Source organism: Peptoniphilus sp. KCTC 25270, assembly GCF_021012875.1.
GTDB lineage: Bacteria > Bacillota > Clostridia > Tissierellales > Peptoniphilaceae > JAJMZJ01.
Map to the genome: position 1 here is coordinate 32,416 of NZ_JAJMZJ010000006.1, position 22,949 is coordinate 55,364.

Genomic DNA, 22,949 nt, shown 5'->3' on the forward strand with positions numbered 1-22,949 from the left:
AGCCAAAAGGCTTGTCTTTTTTATTTGTTCTATTTGTTTCTTTCGTATGGTATACCGTTGGATTTTGGTCCTCGTGCTTCCCCTACAAATACCACCATCATAATCATTGTGATTACATATGGCAACATATTCAATAAGTCTGAAGAAATTCCTACGCCAGTTGAGCCTAAGAAAACAACCAAACCTTGTGCTGCCCCAAACAATAGACAGGCAAGCAACGTAGTATGAGGTTTCCAACCACCAAAGATTACGGCCGCTAAGGCAATATAGCCTTGACCAGATACCAATGTTTGACGGAAGTTTGCTACAACGGCCAAACTCAAACTGGCTCCTCCAAGCCCTGCTAAGAAACCGGAGGCCAATACGCCGATGTATTTAATTTTATAAACGTCAATTCCCAAAGTTTCTGCGGCTTGTGGATGCTCTCCAACAGATCGCATTCTTAATCCTAATTTTGTTTTATAGAGTATGAAATAAACAATCGGAACCAAAATCAAGGCAATATATACGGTGATATATTGATTGAATATAATACTTGGTACGCTGCCTGATTCAAAAAGATTTCCCAATACTCTAGGCATTTTATTTTCAAATGGAATTGGCTTTGTCATGGCTGCGCCTTCAAAGAAGATACGAGCTAGGAAGATGGATAGACCTGGTCCCAAAAGGTTAATGGCTGTACCAGATACTACATGGTCTGCTCCAAAGTGAATGGTGGCTACCGCATGCAATAAAGCTACGCTCATTCCGCCAAATCCTCCACAGAGGAATGCCAACCAAGGATTCCCTGTATAAAACCCTACTGTAGCTCCTACTAGAGCTCCAATGGTCATCATACCTTCCAAACCGATGTTTACAACCCCAGTATTTTCACTTAGAACACCACCCATAGCCGTATAAATCAATGGCGCTGCATATAATAATGTAATTCCAAGAATACTGGCAAAAGTGAACGCTAAACTAGTCATTCATTTCACCACCTTTCTTCTTTGATCCAAAGTTACGAATGATTTCTAGCAATTTTGGCATCGCAATAAACAATACGATAACCCCGATTAAAATATTGATAATTTCTGATGGAGTGTTTAGACGAGAATTTAACTTTCCTCCTCCGTAATTCAATCCTGCGAACAAAATTCCTGCTGGAATACAGGCCAAAGGATTGTTTACAGCAATTAAGCTAACGGCGATTCCGTTAAATCCATATCCTTGTTGAGAGGCCAACAAACCGATATTTTCAGATACTCCCAATACATTGATTCCACCGGCTAAACCGGCAATGGCACCGGAAATAGCCATGGAAGTAATAATATTTTTTGAAATATTAATTCCACCATATTCTGCTGCGTAGCGGTTAAAACCTACGGCTTTTAGTTGGTAACCCAATGTTGTTTTCTTTAAGATATACCAAGCGATAATGGCCACAAGAATGGCAATTAAAATTCCCCAGTGCACAGGAGGATTTAATAAATTGCGCAATAAATCCATTTCTTTTAGTATTTCTCTTCCGGCTTCTGAGCGTTTCCACTCTCCTAAAATACGAATGCTGGCAGAGTCTTGAATGTCAAAAGAATAGTTACTATCTGGTTTTCTTAAGAAAGGTTTCGTTAACATATAATTACTGAAATAAAAAGCAATCCAGTTTAACATAATACAAGAAATAACTTCGTTTACTCCCCGTTTTGCCTTAAACAAACCAACGAGACCACCCCAGATCCCACCAGCTAAAATGGCGGCTGCAATACATACAAGGGCATGAATTACTGGAGGCAACGTTACATTAACGCCGATCAAAGCGGCTACTAGAGCCCCTACAATAAATTGACCTTCTGCTCCAATATTAAACACGCCTGTGTTAAAAGCAAAGGCAACAGCAATCCCTGTTAAAATAATCGGTACTGCTTCTACAATCGTCCAAGAAATGTATTTCGGTTGTCCAAAGGCTCCTAAAATCATTTCTTTGTATGCCAACAATGGATTGATTCCAATGGCAATTAAGATAATGGCTCCAACAACAAACCCCATTAGGATCGACATTAGAGTGTAATAGAGTTTTTTACTTTTCATCTATATCTCCCCCTGCCATTAACAATCCTAGGTCTTTTTCATTGGCTACGTTTCCATCTAAAGTCTTCACGATTTCTCCTTCAAAAATAACGGCAATTCGATCCGAAAGATTCATAACTTCATCCAATTCAAAGCTTACCAATAATACAGCTTTTCCCTTATTTCTTTGTTCCACAAGGAAACGATGAATGTATTCAATCGCCCCTACATCCAACCCACGAGTTGGTTGCGCTGCAATCAAGACGTCTGGATCGTCGTGAATTTCTCTTGCTAAAATTACTTTTTGTTGATTTCCTCCAGAAAGGGAACCGGCTAGATACCCTGGTTCTCTTGGACGAACGTCATAACTTTCCATTAAATCTTTTGCATGATCAATGATGGCCTTATTATTCAAACGGCCCCCTTTGCTATAAGGTTCTTCTCCATAGCGTTGCAAAATCATATTTTCTGCTACAGTAAACTCTTGTACCAATCCCCTTTTGTTTCGATCTTCTGGAATATTATTTAGTCCACTATCACGAATTTCTTTTGGGGTCTTATTGGTAATGTCTTTGTTGTGAATTTTAACCGTTCCCGATTCTACTTTTCGAAGACCCGTTAATGCCTCCAACAACTCCGATTGACCGTTTCCGTCTATCCCGGCGATCCCTACAATTTCCCCTGCACGTAAAGATAAATTCAATCCATTGACTTTCATAATGCCACGGGCGTCTTTTACGTGTAAATCAGAAAGTTCCAAAGCCACATCGCCCAAAACAGGCTCTGGCTTTTCTGTCTTAAATTCAACTTGACGACCAACCATCATCTCAGCCAAATCTTCTTCTGAAACATCTGCCACATTTACCGTATCAATCTTAACCCCGCGGCGAATAATGGTGCATCGATCCGCCAAGGCTTTGATTTCATCCAATTTATGAGTGATAATAATGATACTTTTTCCTTCATCGGCTAAGGAACGCAAAATTAAAATCAATTCTTCGATTTCTTGTGGCGTCAAAACAGCCGTTGGTTCGTCAAAGATTAAAATCTCTGCCTTTCGGTAAAGGGCTTTGATAATCTCAACCCTTTGTTGCATACCAACGGAAATATCTTCCACTTTATCCTGGGGGCTAATGCGAAGTCCATAACGATTGGACAACTCCATTACCTTGTCTTCTGCTTGTTTTTTATCTAAGGAAATCCCCTTAACAGGTTCTTCTCCCAAGATAATATTTTCTACCACAGTAAATGGTTCAATCAACATAAAATGCTGATGGACCATTCCTAATCCTTTTTTTATCGCATCTCTTGGTCCCCCAAAGGAAACCTCTTCGCCATTAATCTTTACTACTCCTTCAGTTGGTGAATAGAGTCCATATAAAATATTCATCAAAGTACTTTTCCCTGCTCCATTTTCTCCTAAAAGAGCATGGATTTCCCCTTTTTTTACCGTTAAATCAATATTGTCATTGGCCTTAAAGGTTCCAAATACTTTGGTTATTCCCCTCATCTCAACGGAGTTTGAACTATTTGTATCAGCCATTGCAATCCTCCTTCGTTCTATCTACCTATTATACACTAAAACCCTAGTAATTTTAATAAAAGAATCGGAAGAACACAAAAAAAGAAAGGGGTTTCCTGATTCAACCTCTTTCATAGTTTATTCCCATACTTTTTCCAAAGAAACGTAGAAAAAATCAAGACCATTGCCCAAAAAAAAGAAAATACGGCAATACCAAAAACTGTGTCTGCCGTATTTTCATGAAAGTTCTAAGAAGCATGGACGTATACATTCATTCCTTTTCTCTTTGTTTTCCCGATTACAAGATTTCCATAATACTTATCTTACAAATCTTTTGGGGACAAAACCGATTATAAATGGATTCTTTTCTCTTCCAAACCATTTAGTCTTGCATCGTGGCTAATCAAAAAAGTAATTTTATTCTTTTTAAATTCTCCTAACCATCTAACAAAAGAATTCACACTTTCCCCATCTAAAGAAGCCGTTGGTTCATCAAAGAAAACAATGGACTTATTGGCCAATGCCGCCTCTAAAATCGACCATTTTTGCCTCTGTCCATAGGACATCTCTTGGAAATATTTGTCTCCTAGGTCTCTCAAATCAAAGGGGTAAACCCCTTCTTTGGTCTTTTCTGAAAACAATTCCCAGTCCATATAATTTTCTACCAAATCTTTCGGTTTCTCATGGTAAAAAATCGGATACTGTAAGACCGTAAAGGTATGATCTTGTCGAAAATCTTTTATGGATAAATCCTGAAAGGAAATTTCTTGGTAGGAGATATTTTTTGTTTCTTCGTTGGATAGAATTCCAAGTAAATAGTAAATCAAAGAAGATTTTCCTTTTCCATTTTCCCCCTCAATCCGGACAATCTCTCCCTTTTCCCCTTTTATAGCATCTAACAAGAAAGCCTCTTCCCCTTGATTGGGGTACTTGTAGAACAAATTTTCTCCTTTGACAAAATCAATTGTCTTCAATTTTTTATTTCCAAATTCTTCTTTTTCAAGTTGAGATAACTCCTTAAGGCGATTCTTAGAAACCAAAGCGACTTGCATTTCCTCGAAAAAATCAAAATAATATTCCACCACAGAGAAGAGCATCGATTGGTAAGATATAAGGAGCAACATATCCCCCAAGTGGAGATTTCCTGAAAAAATTTGTCTCCCTATATATAAGAATATAAATATTTGTAGAGAAATTTGTAAAAAACTACGGATATTTTTATATTGCAGAGATACCCCCACTTCCTTAAGTTGGGCGGATCGAAGAGAAAGAAAGGAAAGCCTTAGATGTTCATTTACTACCTCATAAAGAGAATGAATTTTTATTAATAATAAACTCTCAATCCGTTTCAAATAGATTTGAAAATACGAATCCTGTAGTCAAGTCCAAAATCTTGTGTAAAAGTTCCTAGTACAATGTTTGCTATTTTCTAAAGTTTTATGTAAGTTCTTGTAGCACCTATCCAATCTTCATGTTGATGCATCAACATGGCCCCGATTAAACGAGTGGCTGAAGCTGTATTTGGAAAAATGCGAACAACTTTTTCTCTTCTTCGTACTTCCTGATTGAGGCGCTCTAAGAGGTTGGTACTGCGAATCCGTGTATGTGCTTGGCCAACGATTACATATTGGAAGGCATCCTCAAAGCCTTCATCCAAACATGTACAAGCAATTTGATACCCTTTTTCTTCACTAAATTGTTCTAGTATCTCATTTTTTAAGGCTCGGGCTTGCTCAAGGTTTGTGATTCGAAACAGGGCTTTTACTTGTTCTCTGAAAAGAGAGGAGTTCTTCTTAGGGACGGTAGCAAATATGTTTCTTACAAAATGGACTTGACAACGTTGCCAAGAAACGCCTGTAAAACACTTACGAATCGCTTGTACTAGCCCTTTATGAGCATCAGAGATGACGAGTTGAATCCCTTTCAACTCTCTTCTCTTTAGGTATTCAAAGAAATGGGTCCAAGTTGCTTCGCTTTCGCCTTCTTGGATGAGAAAACCTAGAACTTCTCGTTCTCCTTCTTCATTGAAGCCAATGGCAATATGACAGCTTTTAGAAACCACACGAGAATTTTCTCGGACTTTTATATACAAGACATCCGTCATGAGATAAGGATAACTTTTCTCAAAGGGAGCATTTCTCCAGTTTTCTACGATATCGTCTAATTCTTTTGTGAGGTTGGAAACAAATGATTTGGAGATGTTTTTCCCACATAATTCTTCCACTACTTGGCTAACTTTTCTTGTAGAGACGCCAGAGATATACATCTCGAGCATGGCCGCTAAAAGTGCTTTTTCATGTCTTTGATAACGATCGAAGATGTCTGTAGAAAATAGGCCATCTCTGGTACGAGGAACACGCAAAGTAAGGCTACCAATGCGAGTTGTGTACTCTCTGTCATAATATCCATTTCTTGAGGATACACGATTTTCATCCCTCTCATAGGCACCAACGCCAATATATTGATTCCTCTGTTCTTCCATAAGTTGGTTAAAGACGGTAGTTAAAATATTCTTTGAAAGTTCATCTTTTGCAGAGCCTTCAATTAATTTTTGGATTTCTTCTTGTTTTAAGGTAAAATGTACTTGTGTCATGGTTCTCCTTTCAGGTATGTTTTATAGTCAAAAACATTGTACCTTAAAAAAGGGGGCCATGACCTTTTATACTTTTACACAATTATATGGACTTTATCAATATTCTCCTCCTCTCTAGGATTAAAGTAAATTTTATAAAATTAAATCTATAAAAAACAATAGTTGTTTCTTTATATGAAGTTATCATATATTTTGTATAATATCAATATTTATTTGTATTATACATGAATTATATATTTTCTTATAAAAATACCCTCAATGGAAGGATTAAAAATCCAAACCATTGAGGGCTTTTTTGTTATTCAGCAATAAATGTTTCGTAATCAGCTTGATTTGCTGGAACTTTGATTTCGCCAGAAATAATTTTTTCTTTGATTCCTGGGATTTTTTCAAGAATTTCAGCTTTTACATTTACATCAGAAGTTGGTGCGATATCAACTGTGTCGCCTTCTGCCAAACCGTAAGAAATAGTAGTTCCGCCTGGGAAGTCTTTTCCTTCAGATAGGTCTTTAATAATATTGTAAACTGCGCTATCTGCACGTTTCATAGCTGAAGTCAATACATTTTCAGGAGCCAATGAGCTTTGGTCACGGTCTACACCGATTACCCATTTGTCAGCTTCTTTTGCTGCTTCAATAACTCCGTCCCCTGCTCCACCAGCTGCATGGAATACTACGTCAGAACCTTGTTGGTACATGTTTGCTGCAATAGATTTTCCTTTTGCTGCGTCAGAGAAATCTCCAACGTATTGAGTTGTAACGTTGATTTCTTTGCCTAATTCTTTGGCTGCATAAGCAACGCCCGCTCTGTATCCATATTCAAATGTTTGGATTACTGTAGATTCTTGTCCACCAACAAATCCTACAGAGTTAGATTCAGTAGTCATACCAGCAATGTAACCTACTAAGAAAGAAGGTTCTTCTGCTCTAAATGTAATACCTACGATATTATCTGGGCCATCTTCATAAGCGTAGTCAATGATTGCGTAGTTTACGTCTGGGTTCATTTCAGCAGCTTCTAATAAAGCATCACCTAAGTTGAAACCAGCAGCTACTACCAATTGATTTCCATCTTCTACTAAAGTGTCAAGATTTGGAGCATAGTCATTTGCTTCGTTACTTTCTTTGTAAGCAGCAGTAATACCGAAGTCAGATTGTGCTTTTTGTAAACCTTCCCAAACACCTTGGTTGAAAGATTGGTCATTGATTCCACCTTCGTCAGTTACAAAACCAACGTTAAGATCTAAACTACCTGTTGCTTCTCCTTCAGTAGCTTCTGCATTGTTTGCAGGAGCGTTGTTTGCAGGAGCGTTGTTTGCTGTATCAGTTGATCCACATGCGGCTAAAACGAATGTAAGCATCATCATCACAGCAAGTACTAGTGATTTTTTCTTCATAGCGTCCCCCTTAAATTTAATTTATTGCTATGGTTTTATTATATACTCAAGGAAATAAAAAAACAATGAGAAATAGTTTTCCCATTGTTTTTTGTATTCATTTACCAAGTACACAAACCGGTTTTTTCTTGAATTTTCCATAGAATTCTTAGGAAGGAGTTTTCTTCCTTGTATTCCTCCATAGGCAAAGTATATTCTCCCCCTTGGTTGTTCCAAATTTTCTCAAAATAGTTTTGAATGTCTTGGTCCAATATTCCTTCTTCCATGGTTAGTTCTACATTCGTCTCTAAATTGTATCCTTTTAGATTCCGTCTTGTAAAATTGCCACTTCCTAGAATCGCCGTATTATTCAATCCTTTTTCTCTCTGGAAATACATCATCTTTGTATGGTACTGTTCTCCGTGGGTATTATACCAACGAACCTGAATGGTTGGATGCTTCTCTACAAGTTCTGTTAAGGCAGGGCGATTTGGCGTTCCATTTTTTTCGATTCCAAACGCATCTTTATTCAAATCGGCCACTATTTTCACGTCCACGCCTCGATCCGCTGCCTCTCCTAAGGCTTTTAATATATCAAAGTCGGAAATATAAAAGGCGCCAACCCAAATCTGATTTCCCTTTTCACTTTCCTTAATGTGTTGAATCAAACTTTTTTCAATGGCTTCTTCCGTTAATATGGTTACAAAGTCATAGGCCTCAATAATTTGCTGAGCACGATAATTTGTCATAGCTTCTGGCACTTTTTCAAGCAAAATCAGTTCCGATTCCAATAATTTTTCTACCGCCGTTCCATTGAATTTTATCGCAACATTGGAGTGGTATCCACTGGGATCATGGGGATTGGAAGAGGATACAAATCCCACATTGTCCGAAACCATAACTTTTCTATGGTTCCCCTTAAAATTCGCCAATTTCAAAATGGAGCGAAGATTTACCTTTGGTCCTTCTTTGTCAAAAAAGTTGGGAATCCACCCTTTTCCCGATGTACCAAACCACTGTATATACCCGCGATATAACCCTGAGAACAAGGGGTTGCTATCTTTCATCTTATTATGATCTGTTACATGTACCTCAATCCCGGCCTCTTTTAAGCGAGTGAGATGTTTTTGTTCGTAGGCACCGTAGAAATTATTAATGGGGTCTGTAATGAAAACAATGGGCATCTCTGGATTGTCTTTCTTCTTCTGAATTAAAACATCCGTCATTTCCTTAACTTGTGCTGGATACTCCATCTTTTCTCGATCGTATTCATCATTGTATAGGAAAATATCCAACAACAAAAACTTTTGTGCTTCTTCTATCATTTTAATTTGTTCTTTGAAAATTTCGTGTTCTCTTTGTATTTCTCCTTCTTTCTCATAGGAAAGATCTTGAAAAAATTCTACTTGGTCCGCTAAAAACAGACCGCTATTATACCCTGTTCCCAAAGGGTTCTTTGTCTGTAAACTGTAAAGAAAAGGGACGATTAGTAGCAATAAAAGAACCGATAAAAAAATCATAAACTTTTTTCCTTTCTTTCTTTTCATTCCTTCCTCCTTTCAAAAGAAAAAGCCGACTCTAATGAATCGGCTTTCGATTATAGACCTCTTGGAACGATAAACAACAAGATACATAAGAAGAAGAAAAGAATGGTAGCCCCTAAGGCTTGTTTGAAATCTTTTGCTTCTAATTTTAATTTTGGTTTATGAATCAATCTCGCTCCTAAATAAGCAAGGAAAGATAAAACAGGGAAGATTACCAAAATACCAAGATTGGATCCACCCTTAGACAAAAGTCCTGGCATGGATAATAAGGTTAAATACATTCCTACTAATGTTACAGGGAATAAATTTTTCTTTCCTAGGAAGATGGTTGCTACCACCAACACAAAGCCAATTACAAAAAAGGCTGCTGATACTTTATCCAATAAATTGGCTGTATTTACCGTATTTTGGTTTACGATTTCCAAACTATTTACATAGATTCCCGATTGGGTTTTTGTATTGGTAAAAGGCTTAATTCCCTTGTCTCGAATTCCTAAATTATCCGTAAATCGTTCGGTTCTAGCGTTGGTAATAAATACCCCCGCATCGGCCAATTTTTTACGGCCTGTATAAGTAATTTCTCTAGGAGCCGTATAAATGGTCATTTGATATTCGCCCACATCTTCATTCAAAGAAATGCGCATCTCTGACTTGGCTAAGAAAGCAAAATCAGAATCCAAACCATAGATGTTTTTCAAATTCATCGACTCCAAAATGGATTGATTTACTTTTTCATACTCCCCTTTTAAGGTCGCATTGCTACGAGAAGGCTCCACGCCCTCTGGCAAATAAATTTGTCGTACAGGAGTATTTAGAATTCGCACATCGGAACGATCTCCTGAATAATGAAAAGAAACGTCGTACTTAAAAAGATTGCTATCTCCCGATTTTTCAATAGAACGTACTACAGAAAAATCACTTACGTTTACTGGGTTATCGAAAATCAATCCGTCGAAAGAAGAATTTTCTTGTACCATGGATGGGTATAAGATATCGCTTCGAAAGGCTTGTAATAATGTCGATAAAAAAACAATAAGTAAGAAGATTGCAAAAATAATTCCGTTTTGCAGTTTTTTGTTCATAGTTCGAACCTCCATATTGTATAAAAAGCCCATATTATTTTCTTATCATACCATAAAATACACCCTTTTTTGAAATTTTCCTCTATATTTTATAAGAATTGTTTTCTTCCCGAATCTATCCCTTCAAAAAAATGGCTATATTTCCCTCTAAACCGTACACAAAGAGATAAAAAAACCTTATCCTCTTCCTATCTTAAATGTTTTCATTCAATCTAATATTTTCATATATCCATTGACTGTTTTTTTTTTTTTTTGATACACTCGCAAAGAATTCTGATATTTTGTACTTAGAAAGGAGTTCCCATGAAATTAAGATATAAGATTCCATTTTTTACTCTTCTGATTTTATTTTTTCCCACTTTCTTAACTTCAGGAAAAATATACGCTTATACCTTACATACAAATAGGCCCGCAAATGTTTTACGTTACCAAGTTTACTCGGGATTTTCTACTCTCTCTAAAAAACATTTTAATGATGCCATGTATGAATGGAACGCAGCTCTTGGTAAAAATTTTTTGCAAGTATCCGGTTCTCATTCAAAAACCAATTATCCATCTGAAGATGGAATTTCAAGGATCTATAAAGTAGCCGCAGGAAAAGATTATGTTGCCCAAAACACACGGTTGCCTCCAGGACAGTTCTATTTTTTTGAATCAGATGTCAACATTAATTCCAGTTATAATTGGGCAAATAGCGCACAACCTTCTTGCTATGACACCAATAGTGTGTTTTTACATGAAATGGGACATAGTGTCTGTATTAATCATTCTCAAACTACAGATGCTGTTATGTACAAACTTGTATATACGAATAGAGAATTCCGCTATTTAAGACCTGATGATCTCAATGCTGTTTCTGCCGTAAAAATTCAAATCCCCGGTTAGGAGGAAATAATGAAAAACAAAAAATATATTTTTGCTCTATTGAGTCTGTGTATTCTTTGTGGGCTTTTCTTTTTTGTAAAGGAAGATACCACGAAAGGAGAAAATACTTCTCAGGAAATAGAGGTCTCCTCTTCCTACCCTTATTTTACTCCTGAAGAAAAAATTCAACGTTCTTATTTGGTAGTTGAAGCAAAATTTAAGGGTCATCTTCCCCCTTTCAAAATCAAGCCTACCAATGGAGGGGCTCCTTTGATTCATAAAGACTCTCAGTTTGAGGTTATAAAAGTTTTTAAAGGGGATATTCAAGAAAAAGAAATAATACAAATTCGTTCCTTGGGAGGAAAATACAAAGGAGAGAGCACTTCTTCTGATTTTGATTCTATTTCTTATAATGGAAAACAAAATTATCTCTTTTTCTTAACCAAGTTCCCTTTTGATACTTATAAGACAGACGAAGATTATTATGATACTGTAACGGGTCCCTTTGGTATCTATATAAAGGGAAACGATGGAATTTTTTATGGAGTAGCAGATTCTCAAGATGCCATCGATCCTTCTCTTTTGGAAAACTCTACTGACGCTACAAATCCTAGAGATATTTATCTACAACAACTCAAAGAGAGCTATGAAAGAGGGCAGTTGACCACAGAAGAATATGAAAATACTTTGGCCGAAGAGAATCGTTTTGGAACCGTAGAAAGAGAATAAAAAACACCACCTTGTAAGGTGGTGTTTTTTATTTATGCTTTTGTAAATGGATATACTTCTTCTTGTACATCTGCAATGGCTTTTTGTTGGTAAACATAGTTTTTCACTTTGCCCATTGCTTTTGTATTTCCGTATAAAATCGCTCCTGTTACGATGCCATCTTTTACAAATAGACGGTGGTGTTCTACGCCTTCATCGTATTTGTAAACGTCGCCTTCTCCAATTGCGCCTACGCTGAAAATTTGAACATCTCCCATGTCCAATTTTGTAAACAATTTTGGAACGTCATAAGTTGCTTCTACTCCAGATAAGTTTGAACCAGCTACTTTTCCCATTTCCATAGAAGCTGTCCACAATCCCAATACTTGATCGTGTACTTCTACTACATCCCCTGCGGCATAGATTCCTTCTACGCTTGTTTCCATTTTCTCGTTTACTAAGATTCCACGGTTGATTTCAATGGCTGTATCTTTTACCAATTCTAAGTTTGGACGTACGCCCATAGACATAAGAACCGCATCTACCTCAATGCTTGTTCCATCATCAAATTGGATTCCTTCTACTTTATCGTCCCCTAAGAAACATTCTGTGTTTTTGTTTAGGTAAACGGAATATCCTTCGTCTTTTAATTGTTCGTTTAGGCTCAATCCCAACTCGCGGTTTAATTGACGAGTCATTACGTAATCGCTGCGATCGATAATGCTAACTTCTTTTCCTAGCTCTTTCAAAGATTCCGCTGCTTCTAGACCTAAGATTCCGCCACCTAATACGGCAACGCGGTCATATTTTTCTACGTATTCTCTAAATTGAATTAAGTCTTCGTATTTTCTAAGAGCAAAAATACCTTTTTTCTCTACCCCTTTAATTGGTGGTACAAAAGCACTTGCTCCTACGGCCAAAAGAATTTTGTCCGCTGTAATTTCTTTTCCATTTTCTAAGATTAAGCGTTTTTCTTCAGGAATAATTTCTTTTACACGTGCGTTTAATTCTTTGTCTACATCATGTTCTTCATACCAGCTTGCATCGCAAACGTAAGGTTGTGTTGTATCGTCTTCACAGATTAATTCTGTAATTTTAATACGGTAATAAGTTTCGTATGGCTCTTCTGAAATCAATACGATCGTACCTTCTTTGTCATTTTTACGAATTTCCTTTGCTGCTGTATAGCCAGCGATTCCATTTCCTACAATTGCATAATTAAAATTCACAGTTTTCCTCACTTTCAGACATTAAAATTTCTTATTGAGCCGTAACTTCGGTCCAAATTCGATCGTATAGCTCTACCATTTCTCCTAAATCACGATATACCTCAGTAGGAGGCATATTGTCCAAATCTGGATACGCCAACGGGTTCTCCTTGATTTCTTCTGGTAACAATTCAATCGCTTCAGGTATCGGCGATGTGTAGCCAACAGAATATTCCGCGTTCATTTCGGCAATTTCTGGACGACACATAAAGTCAATAAAAGCCATGGCATCTTCTGGATTCTTGGCATTTTTTGGCACGGCAAAGCAGTCATACCAAAGATTGGTGCCATCCTTAGGTATAATATACTCTAGATCCGGATTTTCGTCTACCATCATTAGAGCATCTCCTGAATACATTACACTAATTCCTGCATCTCCTTGACTCATTACATCTCGCCCTTCGTCTGCTAAATAAGCATAAACCAAAGGTTTTTGTTGAATCAAGGCATTTTTTGCCTCTTCCAATTCCCTTGGATTGCGGCTATTCATAGAATACCCTAAATATTTTAAGGCTACAGCGATACTGTCTCTTTGAGAATTGTACATAATAATTTGACCTTTATACTTATTATCCCAAAGGGCACTCCAAGAATCAATATCTTCTGAAATATAGGAACGATTTACAATCAATCCCAATGTCCCCCAGAAATAAGGAATGCTGTACTGATTCCCCGGATCGTATTCTTTGTCCATAAGTCGTGGATCCAATTTACCAAAATTCGTCAATTTGCTTTTATCTAAAGGCAGAAGCATATCTTCTCGAATCATCCGCTCAATCATATATTCCGAAGGAACAACGACGTCGTATGGATCGGAGTTCTGCTTTATTTTTACATACATATCTTCGTTGGAGGCGAAGGTGTCATAGACAACCTTAATTCCCGTTTCTTCTTCAAACATTGCCACGGTTTCCATGTCGATATAATCTCCCCAGTTGTAAACGTGAAGAACTCGACCGGTTTCGGAGCTACGACAAGACGTTAAGAAAAACAGGGCCACCAAAAGAAAAATACTATACATTTTCTTCATGTTACACCTCAAACTTTACTAAATCAATATCTTTTTTATTAATAATCAGCAAAAGGATAAGCACCGTTGCAAATAAAATCGTAGAAATCGCATTCATCGATGGATTGATTCCCGTTTTTGCCATGGAATACAGTGTAATACTTAAATTGGACACCCCTTGTCCTGTGGTAAAAAATGAGATAATAAAATCATCTACAGACAAGGTAAAGGCCATTAAAGCTCCAGAAATAATCCCCGGCTTAATTTGAGGCAAAATTACATATCGTAAAGCATAGGAAGGAGTTGCTCCTAAATCATAGGCTGCTTCCAATACATTTTTATTTAACTGGTTGAGTTTTGGCAATACGTTGAGTATCACATAGGGCATGCAAAAAACGACATGAGATAAAATCATTGTCAAAAGCCCTTGTTCCATTTGGATGAATCCAAACAAACTCATTAAGGCAACGGCTGTAACAATGTCTGGATTCAAAACTGGCAAATAGTTGACGTTTAACAATAAATTTTGCGTTTTTCTTCGATATTGCTGAATTCCTATGGCAGACAAGGTTCCTAAAATCGTCGAGAAAACCGTCGCCACCACAGCAACCAAAATAGTATAGTAGAAACTTTGTAAAATAATTGGATCGGAAATCAAGTCTGTGTACCAATGAAGGGTAAATCCAGCCCAAACACCCCGTAGTTTTGAGTCATTGAAACTAAATACAATCAGAACAACAATGGGAAGATACAAGAACAAGAGCATGAGTCCCAAATAAATTTTTTTCATCCACTTTGCCATTTATTTCCTCCCTTCCATTTTCTTTGGCCCCGTAAACAAACGGAACGCTCCTAATAATACAAACATAATTACAATCAAAACAACCGATACAGCTGAGCCAAAAGGCCAGTTTCCTGTAAATCGATATTGTTGCTCAATTAAATTCCCTACCAAGTAATATTTATTTCCTCCTAATAAAGAAGAGATAACAAAAGTAGATAAGGCAGGAATAAAGCACATTAAAATTCCACTGGTAATTCCAGGGACACTTAACGGCAAAATAACTTTTTGAAACACCATTCTTGGAGTGGCGCCTAAATCCTTCGCTGCATCAATTAAAGAGTGGTCCATTTTTGTTAGAATGGTGTAGATTGGCAAGACCATAAATGGTAAGAAATTGTAAATCATACCCATTAGAATGGATCCTTGATTGTACATCATATCAAAAGGTCCTAAGCCAATTAAGCCTAATATTCGATTTAATACTCCATTTCTTCCTAAAAGAGTAATCCATGCGTAGGTTCTTAATAAAAAGTTCATCCACATAGGAATAATAAACAAAAGAATATACATAGAACCTTTTTTTGCCTCCATTTGGGAAATGATATAAGCAATTGGATAGCCCATAATTAAACAAACCGCTGTAGAGGCCAAAGCCAACCAAACGGATCGAATCAAAATCCGAATATAAAGGGATTCAAAAAATCTCGTGAAGTTTTCTAAACTAAAGGTAAAAGACTGCATATCCATAGATTTTACTCCATTGAATGCGTAAACCACTACCAAAAGCAAGGGCAAGATCACAAATAAGACGGTCCAAAAAATAAAAGGTATGGAATATTTTTTCATAATCAATCCCCTTTTTTCATTACGTGGATGTTATCTGGAATTACACGAATTCCTACCGTTTTTCCCACTTCTGGGGCTACCGTTGATTGAACCACCCAATTTCTTTCTTTTACATTTACTATCATTTCATAATGAACGCCCTTAAATACAACCGATTTTACCAATCCATTTAACAAATCTTCGGTTGGTTCCACCAATTCCACATCCTCTGGGCGAATAACTACTTCTACTTTTTCATTGGGAGAGAACCCCTTGTCTACGCAAATGAAATCCACCCCTTCAATCTCTACCAAACGGTCTTGTTTCATAATGGCAGGTAAAATGTTGGACTGGCCAATAAAATTCGCTACAAAGGCATTTTTAGGCTCATTATAGATATCAATAGGGGATCCGATCTGTTGAATTTCTCCCTCATTCATAACAACAATGGTATCCGACATAGTAAGGGCTTCTTCTTGATCGTGAGTTACATAAATAAAAGTAATCCCTACTTTTTCTTGAATTCGTTTCAACTCAAACTGCATCTGTTTTCGAAGTTTTAAGTCCAACGCGCCCAAGGGCTCGTCCAATAAGAGCACTTTGGGCTCGTTTACCAACGCTCTTGCAATAGCTATACGTTGTTGTTGTCCTCCAGAAAGGGAGTCAATGGTACGATTTTCAAAGTTCGGAAGATTTACCAAACGCAAAACTTCTTTTACCCTTTCTTTCATTTCTTTTTCTGGAATGTTTTGAATTTTTAAGCCAAAGGCAATGTTATCAAAAACGTTCAAATGAGGAAACAGGGCATAGTTTTGGAATACGGTGTTAATTGGTCTTTCGTAGGATTTTAATTTCATCAAATCTTTTCCGTTAAATAAAATTTCTCCTGCGTCTGGCGTTTCAAAGCCGGCAATCATACGCAATGTTGTCGTTTTTCCACATCCACTAGGACCAAGTAAAGTCAAAAACTCCTTATCCCGAATATACAAATTGATTCCTTTTAAGACTTTTGTATCATCAAAAGATTTTTCTAAATTTACTAAATGAATTAAATTTTGCTCCATATTCCACCTCCTAAAAACTTGGCGGGCTACAAACCCACAATACCTTTGCTACGGACTTGCCTTTATTCCGAAAAAATTGAGGCTCTTCTCCTGTACTATAAATGGTTTGGTTTTTCTTTACCATTTCTACTTCTTTCCCAAAATGGAATTCCACTTGCCCCGAAAATATATAGGCGAAAGATTCCCCTTCAAAAGGACCGAGAATTTTTGTCTCTCCTCCCGGTTGAATCTCCCATAAAGTAGGTTCCATCTCATTTTTTTGAGCATTTGGCACAATATAAGAAAGAAGATATCCCAATTCTTCATTTTCTGCTTCAAAAAAGTCTTCTTCATGAAAAACTCGTTGTTCCACTTGCGTGTTCTTGAAAAAATTTTCTGGATTCGTTCCCAAAGCTTCCAAAATATATAAGAAGGTCGTTATGGAAGGACTGGTTAAATTCCGTTCAATTTGAGAGATAAATCCCTTGGTTAATTCACATCGTTCTGCCAATTCTTCTTGAGTTAAATTCTGCTGTTGCCGCAACAATCGAATTCGACTTCCAATGTCCATACGCCACCTCCATTAAACTAAAAATTTACAATTACTAAACAACTATTTTATTATAAAGATTTGAAAAGAGCTGGTCAAGATGTTCTTTCCAATCTATAAAAATAATTTTTCCACAAAAAAAGTACAGCCTTTTCAGACTGTACCTATTCTTCTATTTACCAGCCACCGCCGGCACCTCCGCCGCCAGAACGACCGCCACCGCCGAAGTTTCCTCCGCCGCCAAAGCCGCCTCCACCGAAGCCGCCGCTGCCGAATCCTCCGCCACCAAAACTTCCAGGGAAGAAAATTGGTCCACGGTATCTTCGTCTACGACCGCCTCGACCACCGCCACCTGTAAAGATGGAAATAAGGATGATAAAAATAACGATGCGAACAACCATACCGATAATCCGCTCTCGGTTTCTATTGTTGCTATCTTCTATTGGCCTACTTGGTTTCAGAGAAGCATCTCTAGAAATACTTACATTGTATTCTTCTTCAATTTTTCCCAATACATCATAAAAAGCGTTCAAAATTCCATTTTGAAACTCGCCTTCTTGGAAATAAGAAGTCATATTGTTCAAAATCGATTGGGCCACCATATCAGGAATCGGGCCTTCTAAACCATATCCAACTTCCATTTGGAACTCTCTTTCTTCCATGGTTATCAAAAGAAGAATTCCGTTATTTTTATCGGCACTTCCAATTTTCCATTTTTCAAAAAGCTCCACAGCGGTCTCTTTACTTGTGGCATTTTCTGGCAAATGATTTAAGGTTGCAATAACAATTTGCGCCCCTGTTTCTTCATATAAATTTTCGTTAATACGTACGATTTCATTTTTTGCCTTGTCATCTAACAAACCTGCTTCATCATAAACATAAAATTCATGACTTGCCTCAGGCAGTTGTAAATCCTTCCCATACACTACTGAGCTTGAAAAAAGAATCATTACAGCAAAAAATATGGAAAATAGATTTTTCTTCATGGCTCATCTCCTAAAATTGTACTTGTGGAACCTCACTTGCACCTTCAGAAATTTCAAAGTATTGACGTTGTTGGAATCCCAAAATCCCCGCTACCAAATTGGTAGGGAAACGACGAACGGACAAATTATAATCCCCAACGGTTTCGTTATAACGTTGTCTTTCTACCGCAATACGATTCTCTGTTCCTGCCAACTCCGCTTGTAAATTTTGGAAATTTTCGTTGGCTTTTAGTTCTGGATACGCTTCTACTACAACATTAATACTACGCATTGCTTCATTCATTTGCTCGTTGGCTTCTGCGTATTCTTCTGGTGTTTGTGCGTTATTTACCGCACTACGAGCGTTTGTTACTTGGGTAAATACGTCTTCTTCATGTTGCGCGTAGCCTTTTACTGTTTCCACTAAGTTCGGAATCAAATCCGCACGTCTTTGCATAGTGTTTTCTACTTGTGACCATGCCACGTCCACCTGATTATCTAGTCCCGTCAACTTATTATAAGTGGATCCAAAAATTGCCGCCAAAATAACAATAATGACAACAACAGGTATTAATTTTTTCATAATGTCTCCTTTGCATTCATTCTATGGATTTCCATAGAGTCCACTGCCTCTTTCACCAAAGTATCCACATCCAATACCGATTCCGATTCTTCCATTTCTTCTACCGTTGGACGCAAACTTGGGTGTTTTGGCAAAAATACAGTACAACAATCTTCAAAAGGCTGAATGGAAATATCATACGTTCCAATTTTTGTAGCCCATGAAATAATGTCTAACTTATCCATACCAATTAAAGGTCGAAAAACAATTGGCTCTGCCACATTGTCTGTTACAGTAAGACCGTGAAGGGTTTGAGAAGCAACTTGCCCTAAATTTTCTCCCGTTGTAATGCTTACATAACCTTTTCTTCTCGCAATCTCATTGGCAATCCGCATCATAAAACGGCGAGACAAAACGGTCATTTGGTCTGGTGGGCAATTTTTATTGATTTCCTTCTGAATATTTAATAAATTCACACTATACATTGTCATTTTTGTCGTATAGCGACACAAAACTCGTGCCAAATCCATTACCTTTTCTTCTGCTTTTTGAGAAGTAAAAGGATAGGAATGGAAATGCAATGCATCCATTTGCACCCCTCGTTTTGCCATTAAAAATCCAGCTACCGGCGAATCAATTCCTCCTGATAAAAGCAACAAGCCACGTCCATTGCTTCCTAAAGGCAAACCTCCATAAGTAGAAATCTTTTCATGATAAATATAAGATTTCTTTTTCACATCCACATGAAAGGCAATATCTGGATGGTGAACATCTACAGAAAGGGCCGGAATCGCTTCTAAAATTCTTCCCCCTAATTCCATATTGATTTCTTGGGAATTCATAGGATAAGATTTATCCCCTCTCTTCGCCATAACCTTAAACGTTTTATAGCGAGGATTTTCTTTCAAAAGACCTTTAATATAAGAAACAGATTCCTCCACTATGGTTTCAAAATCACTTTTTATTTCCCACGTAGGGCTAATGTAAACCGTTCCAAAAACATATTTCAAACGATCAATGATTTCTGTCTCATCCACAGGATCTATTTCAATATTAATTTTACCCATTTCTTGTTGAATCTCAACGTAAGATGTACCATCTAAAACCGTCTTAATATTCTGAAGAATCCGGCGAATAAAATATTGGCGATTCTTCCCCTTTAATACAACTTCTCCTAAACTTAAACTAATAACTCTTTTCACGCATTCCTCCGAATAATACTTCTAATTTCTCCTACCACTCTCTCCAAAGCTTCCACAAATGTATTGATTTCCTCTTCTGTTGTTAGATGAGAAAAACAAATCCGAATGGTGCCTTCCGCTAAATTTTCATTCAAACCAATGGCTTCTAAAATTGGATTTTTCCCTTTTTTCTTTGAAGAACAAGCCGAAGAAGTCGAAATATAGATTTCCTCTTGTTCCAACATATGAAGAATTACTTCTCCCCGAGCATCGGCAAAACTAATATTATAAATAAATGGGCTAGAAATTCCTTGGGAATTGATACGAATATCCTCTATACTCTCAGAAATTTTTTCCATCATTTTCTTTCCTAACTCTTCGATTTTTCTATAATGATCCTCTTTATATTCCCTTAATTCACCAAAGGCTTGTCCAAGACCATAAATCGCAGGCACATTTTCCGTTCCTGAGCGAAGTCCCATTTCTTGGCCCCCGCCCTGTAATAAAGGCGTTAGATGAATTTCTTTTGCCACAAAAAGACCGCCAATTCCTTTGGGACCGTGGAATTTATGGCCACTAAAACTATAGGTATGACAACGAATCTTACCTACATCCACGGGGATTTTCCCAACCGCTTGTACCCCATCAATATGAATTTTCACCTTGGGATATTGTTCTCGAATCTTAGGTACCCATTCTTCCACAGAATTTACAGAACCCAATTCACTATTTACATGGAACAAAGAAACCACTATTGTCTCCTCATCCAAAGCACGGAATAAGTCCTCTTCTTCAATATGTCCCGTTTCATTCACAGACAATAGAACCAACTCAATATCATCCCTAGATTTCAAATAATTCAAAATCGATGGATGTTCGATATTCGTTGAAATTACCTTTTTCCCATTTCGGAGATTCCCATCAATTAAATTTTTCAAAGCCAAATTGTTGGATTCCGTTCCTCCGGAAGTAAAAATCAACTGTCCATTGTTTCCATGAAAATACCGCAAAATCTCCTTACGAATCGACTCTTTCTTTTTATTGATTTCATGAGAAAAAGAATGGAGAGAAGAAGGATTCCCATAATCTAAAGTTAACGCCTCCACCATAGCCTCTACCACCTTAGGAGAAGGCTTTGTTGTAGCGCAATTATCCAAATATATCATTCCATCACCTCAAGCTAAAAATATGATATACTTTCCATGAAAGGAGTTTCCATGGAAAAGAAAAATACAAACCACGTATCCCTCGTGCAAATTTACACCAGTGGATACCAAAAACGATTCGATGAAATCTTTGCCTACGGAATCTACATTCCCCACAAAGATACATTTCAAATCGCAAGAATACAAAAAAATCAGTCTACAAAAAACTTCCTACTACCATTATATCAGTATATTCAATCCAACACAGGAATAATCTTTTATACTTTCAATAGCAAATTCGAGTCCTCTCTTTTCTTCAAAGAATACAAAGACATTCAAGAAGAATGGAAAAACCAGTCCCTAGACCTTTATGTAGAGCTTAGGAAATATAAATTCCTCAAACCAAGAGAAAGTTATAGTATGAAAAGCTTCGCAAAAGAAATGGACCCTCGATCGAAAATCACATTAGGCCCAAAACTTTACGAAACCTATTATCCCTTTGAGGAAAAAGATGACGTTCCTATGTTTCAAGCCATTCAACAAAATCTAACGGCCATGAACACCATCCGTAAAATGTATGAGGATTTATTGAAAGAATGCAAATATGAAGCAGAATCTTTTACAGCAACCATTGAGTCCGCCCAAGAAAATGGAAAACAATGGGAATTTTCTGGAAAAATCTCTCCCTCTTATTCTCAATTCCTTCATAAAGAAAATTTCTTATATGAAGAAAAAGAAGGAACATTCTCTCTTACAATCTTCCCCATTCACACCTACTATAACCAAGAAGATTCTTGTAGCGTAATAGAAATCCCCTATAAAATTCAAAACCCTATTCCCCTACCAGAAGGATATCTTCTCCTCGCCTACAATAAAGAAATCTATTTGCCTCAGATTTTCACTCTGCTCCATCATATACGACAAACTCCAGAAAACAAAGAAACCGTGTAGTCAAAAGACTACACGGTTTTTTTGGCAGGAGTAGTAGGACTCGAACCCACGACATTTGGTTTTGGAGACCAACGTTCTACCAGCTGAACTATACTCCTATAAAAATGGTGCCCAGAGCCGGAATCGAACCAGCGACACGTGGATTTTCAGTCCACTGCTCTACCGACTGAGCTATCTGGGCATAGGTGAGTCAAATTTTGGTGGGCCCTCAGGGACTTGAACCCTGGACCTACCGGTTATGAGCCGGGCGCTCTAACCAACTGAGCTAAAGGCCCTCACCTATTTGGCGGAGAAGGAGGGATTTGAACCCTCGCGCCCCGTGAAGGACCTACTCCCTTAGCAGGGGAGCCTCTTCAGCCACTTGAGTACTTCTCCATACAAAAAATGGCGGAGAGGGTGGGATTCGAACCCACGTGGGCGTGAACCCTAACGGTTTTCAAGACCGCCTCGTTATGACCACTTCGATACCTCTCCGTAAAATTGGTGATCCATCCGCGACTCGAACGCGGGACACCCTGATTAAAAGTCAGGTGCTCTGCCAACTGAGCTAATGGATCCTATTGGCTGGGGCGACAGGACTCGAACCTGTGGAATGCCAGAGTCAAAGTCTGGTGCCTTACCGACTTGGCTACGCCCCAATATTTAATTTGTAATTGAGTGCTTATGGCGCACCTAGGAGGATTCGAACCCCCGACACACGGATTAGAAGTCCGTTGCTCTATCCGACTGAGCTATAGGTGCTCATGATGGAGCGGGTGAAGGGAATCGAACCCTCGCAACCAGCTTGGAAGGCTGGGGCTCTACCACTGAGCTACACCCGCATGGTAAATAATAAACTTCTAACCGTAATACTTATGGTGGAGGAGAGTGGATTCGAACCACTGAAAGCAGTGCTAACGGATTTACAGTCCGTCCCCTTTGGCCAACTCGGG

21 protein-coding genes and 9 tRNA genes are annotated in these 22,949 nt (G+C 37.8%); 3 read left to right on the forward strand and 27 right to left on the reverse strand.

The window, feature by feature from the left end; translation table 11 throughout:
* Nucleotides 1-29: 29 nt before the first annotated feature.
* From LQU94_RS07800 to LQU94_RS07835, 8 genes are all read right to left on the reverse strand, one after another.
* Nucleotides 30-968 carry an ABC transporter permease gene (locus LQU94_RS07800; protein WP_230697122.1) on the reverse strand — a complete coding sequence of 313 codons (939 nt, stop codon included), beginning with the start codon at nt 966-968 and terminating at the stop codon, nt 30-32.
* Nucleotides 961-2,067, reverse strand: a complete 1,107-nt coding sequence (locus tag LQU94_RS07805) for an ABC transporter permease (protein ID WP_230697123.1) — start codon at nt 2,065-2,067, stop codon at nt 961-963. The genes LQU94_RS07800 and LQU94_RS07805 overlap by 8 nt, the downstream gene beginning before the upstream one ends.
* The gene (locus LQU94_RS07810) at nt 2,057-3,589 is read right to left on the reverse strand and encodes an ABC transporter ATP-binding protein (protein ID WP_304622586.1); all 1,533 of its coding nucleotides are present in this window, start codon (nt 3,587-3,589) and stop codon (nt 2,057-2,059) included. Before LQU94_RS07810 ends, LQU94_RS07805 begins: the two co-directional genes overlap by 11 nt.
* 329 nt (nt 3,590-3,918) lie before the next feature.
* Nucleotides 3,919-4,692, reverse strand: coding sequence for an ATP-binding cassette domain-containing protein (locus LQU94_RS07815; RefSeq protein WP_230697124.1), 774 nt, complete (start codon nt 4,690-4,692; stop codon nt 3,919-3,921).
* Between the two features lie 305 nt (nt 4,693-4,997).
* A complete protein-coding gene (locus LQU94_RS07820; protein WP_230697125.1) occupies nt 4,998-6,161 on the reverse strand; it encodes an IS256 family transposase in 1,164 nt (387 codons plus the stop codon).
* A gap of 298 nt (nt 6,162-6,459) precedes the next feature.
* Nucleotides 6,460-7,557: a BMP family protein gene (locus LQU94_RS07825; RefSeq protein WP_230697126.1), complete on the reverse strand. Its 1,098-nt coding sequence runs from the start codon at nt 7,555-7,557 to the stop codon at nt 6,460-6,462.
* A gap of 101 nt (nt 7,558-7,658) precedes the next feature.
* Complete coding sequence (locus LQU94_RS07830; RefSeq protein ID WP_230697127.1) at nt 7,659-9,083, reverse strand: phospholipase D-like domain-containing protein; 1,425 nt, start codon at nt 9,081-9,083, stop codon at nt 7,659-7,661.
* Between the two features lie 50 nt (nt 9,084-9,133).
* A complete protein-coding gene (locus tag LQU94_RS07835; RefSeq protein ID WP_230697128.1) occupies nt 9,134-10,162 on the reverse strand; it encodes a hypothetical protein in 1,029 nt (342 codons plus the stop codon).
* Nucleotides 10,163-10,465: 303 nt separating this feature from the next.
* Between LQU94_RS07835 and LQU94_RS07840 the strand changes: the two genes are divergently transcribed.
* The gene (locus LQU94_RS07840) at nt 10,466-11,047 is read left to right on the forward strand and encodes a matrixin family metalloprotease (protein ID WP_230697129.1); all 582 of its coding nucleotides are present in this window, start codon (nt 10,466-10,468) and stop codon (nt 11,045-11,047) included.
* Between the two features lie 9 nt (nt 11,048-11,056).
* On the forward strand, nt 11,057-11,755 hold the full coding sequence (locus LQU94_RS07845) for a hypothetical protein (RefSeq protein ID WP_230697130.1): 699 nt from the start codon (nt 11,057-11,059) through the stop codon (nt 11,753-11,755).
* A gap of 32 nt (nt 11,756-11,787) precedes the next feature.
* On the opposite strand, the gene LQU94_RS07850 is transcribed toward LQU94_RS07845, so the two are convergent.
* The 10 genes from LQU94_RS07850 to LQU94_RS07895 all read right to left on the reverse strand — a co-directional run bounded on the left by LQU94_RS07850 (nt 11,788) and on the right by LQU94_RS07895 (nt 21,087).
* Nucleotides 11,788-12,963, reverse strand: coding sequence for an FAD-dependent oxidoreductase (locus LQU94_RS07850; protein WP_230697131.1), 1,176 nt, complete (start codon nt 12,961-12,963; stop codon nt 11,788-11,790).
* Between the two features lie 31 nt (nt 12,964-12,994).
* Complete coding sequence (locus LQU94_RS07855; RefSeq protein ID WP_230697132.1) at nt 12,995-14,032, reverse strand: PotD/PotF family extracellular solute-binding protein; 1,038 nt, start codon at nt 14,030-14,032, stop codon at nt 12,995-12,997.
* 1 nt (nt 14,033) lies between these two features.
* Complete coding sequence (locus LQU94_RS07860) at nt 14,034-14,813, reverse strand: ABC transporter permease (RefSeq protein ID WP_230697133.1); 780 nt, start codon at nt 14,811-14,813, stop codon at nt 14,034-14,036.
* The gene (locus LQU94_RS07865; RefSeq protein WP_230697134.1) at nt 14,814-15,641 is read right to left on the reverse strand and encodes an ABC transporter permease; all 828 of its coding nucleotides are present in this window, start codon (nt 15,639-15,641) and stop codon (nt 14,814-14,816) included.
* Nucleotides 15,642-15,643: 2 nt separating this feature from the next.
* On the reverse strand, nt 15,644-16,684 hold the full coding sequence (potA, locus tag LQU94_RS07870; RefSeq protein WP_230697135.1) for a spermidine/putrescine ABC transporter ATP-binding protein: 1,041 nt from the start codon (nt 16,682-16,684) through the stop codon (nt 15,644-15,646).
* A 10-nt stretch (nt 16,685-16,694) separates the two neighbouring features.
* A complete protein-coding gene (locus LQU94_RS07875; RefSeq protein WP_230697136.1) occupies nt 16,695-17,234 on the reverse strand; it encodes a helix-turn-helix domain-containing protein in 540 nt (179 codons plus the stop codon).
* Between the two features lie 155 nt (nt 17,235-17,389).
* Entirely contained in the window at nt 17,390-18,199 is an 810-nt protein-coding gene (locus LQU94_RS07880; protein WP_230697137.1) for a YgcG family protein, read from the reverse strand.
* Nucleotides 18,200-18,209: 10 nt separating this feature from the next.
* Entirely contained in the window at nt 18,210-18,761 is a 552-nt protein-coding gene (locus LQU94_RS07885; protein WP_230697138.1) for a LemA family protein, read from the reverse strand.
* Nucleotides 18,758-19,942, reverse strand: a complete 1,185-nt coding sequence (gene thiI, locus LQU94_RS07890; protein WP_230697139.1) for a tRNA uracil 4-sulfurtransferase ThiI — start codon at nt 19,940-19,942, stop codon at nt 18,758-18,760. The genes LQU94_RS07885 and thiI overlap by 4 nt, the downstream gene beginning before the upstream one ends.
* Nucleotides 19,939-21,087 carry a cysteine desulfurase family protein gene (locus tag LQU94_RS07895; protein WP_230697140.1) on the reverse strand — a complete coding sequence of 383 codons (1,149 nt, stop codon included), beginning with the start codon at nt 21,085-21,087 and terminating at the stop codon, nt 19,939-19,941. The genes thiI and LQU94_RS07895 overlap by 4 nt, the downstream gene beginning before the upstream one ends.
* 51 nt (nt 21,088-21,138) lie before the next feature.
* On the opposite strand from LQU94_RS07895, the gene LQU94_RS07900 reads away from it, so the two are divergent.
* Nucleotides 21,139-22,017, forward strand: coding sequence for a ribonuclease H-like domain-containing protein (locus tag LQU94_RS07900; protein ID WP_230697141.1), 879 nt, complete (start codon nt 21,139-21,141; stop codon nt 22,015-22,017).
* 22 nt (nt 22,018-22,039) lie between these two features.
* Here LQU94_RS07900 and LQU94_RS07905 read toward each other — a convergent pair.
* The 9 genes from LQU94_RS07905 to LQU94_RS07945 form a co-directional block, all read right to left on the reverse strand.
* A tRNA-Trp gene (locus LQU94_RS07905) sits at nt 22,040-22,115 on the reverse strand.
* Between the two features lie 7 nt (nt 22,116-22,122).
* Nucleotides 22,123-22,198 (reverse strand) — tRNA-Phe (locus LQU94_RS07910).
* 17 nt (nt 22,199-22,215) lie between these two features.
* Nucleotides 22,216-22,292: transfer RNA gene (locus LQU94_RS07915), tRNA-Ile, on the reverse strand.
* Between the two features lie 9 nt (nt 22,293-22,301).
* Nucleotides 22,302-22,392: transfer RNA gene (locus LQU94_RS07920), tRNA-Ser, on the reverse strand.
* A gap of 10 nt (nt 22,393-22,402) precedes the next feature.
* Nucleotides 22,403-22,491: transfer RNA gene (locus LQU94_RS07925), tRNA-Ser, on the reverse strand.
* Between the two features lie 7 nt (nt 22,492-22,498).
* Nucleotides 22,499-22,574 (reverse strand) — tRNA-Lys (locus LQU94_RS07930).
* A 4-nt stretch (nt 22,575-22,578) separates the two neighbouring features.
* Nucleotides 22,579-22,655, reverse strand: a tRNA-Gln gene (locus tag LQU94_RS07935).
* Between the two features lie 26 nt (nt 22,656-22,681).
* A tRNA-Arg gene (locus LQU94_RS07940) sits at nt 22,682-22,758 on the reverse strand.
* A gap of 6 nt (nt 22,759-22,764) precedes the next feature.
* Nucleotides 22,765-22,838 (reverse strand) — tRNA-Gly (locus tag LQU94_RS07945).
* Nucleotides 22,839-22,949 lie beyond the last annotated feature (111 nt).